General features: G+C 38.9%; 4 protein-coding genes. All 4 read right to left on the reverse strand.

Annotated elements, in window-relative coordinates; all coding sequences use genetic code 11:
- Nucleotides 1–764, reverse strand: a 764-nt coding sequence (locus AC06OU_RS13310; RefSeq protein WP_475856383.1) for an ABC transporter permease, incomplete at its 3' end; no start/stop codon positions are given.
- 23 nt (nt 765–787) lie between these two features.
- Nucleotides 788–1,792 (reverse strand): ABC transporter permease, encoded by a 1,005-nt coding sequence (locus AC06OU_RS13315; protein ID WP_475856378.1) that lies wholly within the window; start codon nt 1,790–1,792, stop codon nt 788–790.
- An 87-nt stretch (nt 1,793–1,879) separates the two neighbouring features.
- Nucleotides 1,880–3,487 (reverse strand): ABC transporter substrate-binding protein, encoded by a 1,608-nt coding sequence (locus tag AC06OU_RS13320; RefSeq protein WP_475856379.1) that lies wholly within the window; start codon nt 3,485–3,487, stop codon nt 1,880–1,882.
- 24 nt (nt 3,488–3,511) lie between these two features.
- The coding region (locus AC06OU_RS13325) for an oligopeptide/dipeptide ABC transporter ATP-binding protein (RefSeq protein WP_475856380.1) at nt 3,512–3,751 on the reverse strand (240 nt) is incomplete at its 5' end.

A 3,751-nucleotide genomic window follows, 5' to 3' on the forward strand; every position in this document is an offset into this window, starting at 1 on the left:
GCATCCGCCAGCATTTTACCCCATTCTGGAGTTGGAGCCTGTGCCCCTAGGCCAAGAAAACCTAGTGCTGCTGCTTCTATAATTGCAGAAGCTATAGCCAGAGTTCCCGCCACGATTACAGGTGCCATAGAGTTAGGTAAGATGTGCGAAAAAAGGATACGAACATCCTTCATACCAATTGCCTTGGCGGAGGTTATGTATTCCTCTTCTTTTATACTTAACACTTTCGACCTTATCAATCGCCCGAAGTTAGGGATGTTAATAATTGCTATCGCAATTAAAGCATTTTGCAGAGATGGTCCTAGCACAGACACGACTGCAATTGCTAATAGAATACTTGGAAAAGCAAGAAGAATATCAAATAGGCGAGATATAATCATATCAACCCATTTTCCATAATAGCCCGCTACAATCCCCAATACACTCCCTATAATGACAGAACCAATTACAGAAAAAAAGCCTACCCATAAAGAAATTCTTGCCCCATGGACGATTCGTGAAAAAATATCTCTACCAAAATCATCTGTGCCAAACCAAAATTGGCTAGACGGGGGTAAGAGTCGCTTATCTGAAATAGATTGTTCATCAATGCCCTGCGGGACTAGATAAGGTCCTATTAACGCTACTAATATAAAGAAAAATACAATAAAAGTGCCAACAAGCGCCACTTTATTTTTACGGAAACCTCTCCACGCTTCTTTCCAAGGACCAGCTGATATGTCCTTTTCGGTAGCCAATAAGTTATCCGGTGCTTTTGGAACCATTTGGGTCATCATCATCTCTCCTTTTAGTCATACTTGATGCGTGGATCAATTAATCCGTATAAAATATCAACGAATAAATTAATCATAACGAATATAAATGCAACTACTAATATTCCAGATTGTATAACTGGATAGTCACGATACTGAATAGCATCATAAATGTATCGACCAATTCCTGGCCACCCAAAGATAGTTTCAGTTAAAATAGCGCCTCCTAAAAGTAAGCCCATTTGAAGCCCTACTACTGTTAAAACTGGAATGATAGCATTCTTCAATGAATGCTTATATACTACCCAAAACATTTTTTGTCCTTTAGCTCTTGCTGTCCGCACGTAATCTGCTCTCATAACTTCAAGCATACTAGATCTTGTCATACGAGCAATAATCGCCATTGGAATTGTCGCCAAAGCAATGCTAGGTAATATTAAATGTTTAAGCACGTCACCAAGCTGATCAAAACGACCATTGATAATCGTATCAATCACATATAAATTTGTAACCGCTGTAACTGGATCTCTGGCATCATCTCTTCCACCTGGTGGAAGCCACTGTAATTCTACAGAAAAAATCCATTGCTCCATCAGTCCTAACCAAAAGATTGGCATGGACACTCCTATCAAAGCTATTACCATCGCTAAATAATCGAACCATGAATTTTGAAACCATGCAGATATAATTCCTGCATTCACTCCTATTACAACAGCTATTAGGATTGCGAAGAAAGCTAGCTCAAATGTAGCAGCAAGGTATGGCCATATTTCGGTCGCCACTGGCTTAACAGTTCGCATCGACTCCCCAAGATCTCCTTGAAGTAATCCAAATAAGTAATCAAAATATTGCACGTACCAAGGATTATCTAAGCCTAGGCTTGCTCTTAGTGACTCAATTGCCTCCTTAGAAGCTAATTGTCCTAAAATAACCTGTGCTGGATCACCAGGAATTGCACGTATAATCATAAAAACTAAAAAAGTCATACCAAGCAATACCGGTATAAGCTGTAACAGCCTCTTTCCAATATAGTGAAGCATGTTTCTTCACCCTCTTTATTCTAAAATATGAAATAACTCACCTTTTAAAAGAGGAGGGAATCAATAAGACCCCCTCCACTCTATTCCTTACTTAAAGTCAACGTTTCCTAGTTTGTCTGAACCTGTTGGATGTGGCGTAAATCCAGTCAATTCTGCTTTACCAGCAAGTAATGGTGTTGAGTGAGCAAGTGGTACCCATGGTGCATCTTCAAATATTATTTCTTGTGCTTGTTTATATAATTCAATACGTTTGTTTTCATCTACTTCTGATTGTGCTTGGATAAGAATGTCATGTAATGGGTCGCTACTATAGTACGTATAGTTATTGCTTCCGATATTATCTTGGTCTAGTAAAACATAAAGGAAGTTATCTGCATCTCCATTATCACCAGTCCATCCAAGTAAGAAAGCGTCTGCTTCTCCTAAACGAGCTTTTTCTAAATAAGTAGCCCACTCATAAGAAACGATTTTAGCATTGATGCCTACTTTTTCTAAATTATTTTTAATTGCTTCTGCAACTTTAGCTCCATCTGGCATATATGGTCTTGGAACTGGCATTGCCCATAGCTCCATTTCAAAACCATCTGCAAATCCTGCTTCTGCTAAAAGTTCTTTTGCTTTTTCTGGATCATATTCATATCCAGGAATCTCATCATTGAATCCACTAATAGATGACGGAATTGGGTTTTTAGCTACCTCTGCTCCGCCTTCAAAGAAAGCATCAACAATAGCTTGCTTATCAATTGCATAGTTCATTGCTTGACGTACTTTTACGTTGTCAAACGGTGGTCTAGTAGTCGTTAATCCTAAGTAACCAACATTCATAGAAGGACGCTCATACAATTGAAGAGCAGCCTCACCTTCTACTGTCGAACGATCGGACGGGTTCACACCATCAGCTAAATCAATAGTTCCTGATAATAGTTCATTAAGGCGACCTGCGTTGTCTGGTATCGCTTTGAATACGACTTTATCAAGCTTAGGCATACCATCAACCCAATAATCTTCATATTTTTCGATTGTAATAGTTGCATTACGTTTCCACTCTACGAATTTGAATGGACCAGTTCCTACTGGATTGTCACCAAATGCTTTTTCATCTTTTTCAAATGCAGTTGGACTTGCAATACCAAATGGACTCATAGCAATATTTTTTAAGAAAGGTGCTTGAGGGCGCTTAAGCTTAAACACTACTTTGTAATCACCGTCAGCTGTAACAGATTCAATTACGTGGCCTTCGTCACCAGCATAACCGCCGAACATAGATCCGTAGTAATAGAATTTTTCCTCTGAACCATTAGCCCAGCGTTCAAAATTTTTCACGACTGCCTCAGCATTAAAGTCTGTTCCGTCATGGAATTTAATTCCTTCTTCTAAAGTAAATGTATACGTTAATCCGTCATCAGACGGTTCCCACTCTTTAGCGAGTCCTGGCTGAATTGTAGTATCTTCCTCGCCAAAGTTTAATAGTGTCTCGAACAAGTTTTGTGTTACCTTGAAAGATTCACCATCTGTAACTGTAGCTGGATCTAGAGAAACGGAGTCTCCTCCACGACCAAATACTAATGTTTTATTCTCTGATGATGACGATTCTCCTTTTTTATCTCCATCAGATTCATCACTTGAACAAGCAACGATTGTAAATGCAGCAAGTATCATTAAAAACATAAATGACAATAATTTCTTTTTTCTCACATGGACCCCTCCAAATTTATATTATCAATGCTGTACTGCCTCGTTATATAGATGGCAGGCAACAAAATGACTGTTCTTAACTTCCTCAAGCTTCGGTTTAACGGTTGTACATACATCCATTTTAAAAGGACAACGTGTATAGAATGTACAACCTGTAGGCGGGTTAGAAGGGCTTGGGATATCTCCCTCTAATATAATTTGCTCCCTTTGAAATTGTGGATCTGGTACTGGCACAGCAGAAAGAAGTGCTTTTGTATAAGGATG

It is taken from the genome of Psychrobacillus sp., from assembly GCF_056205495.1.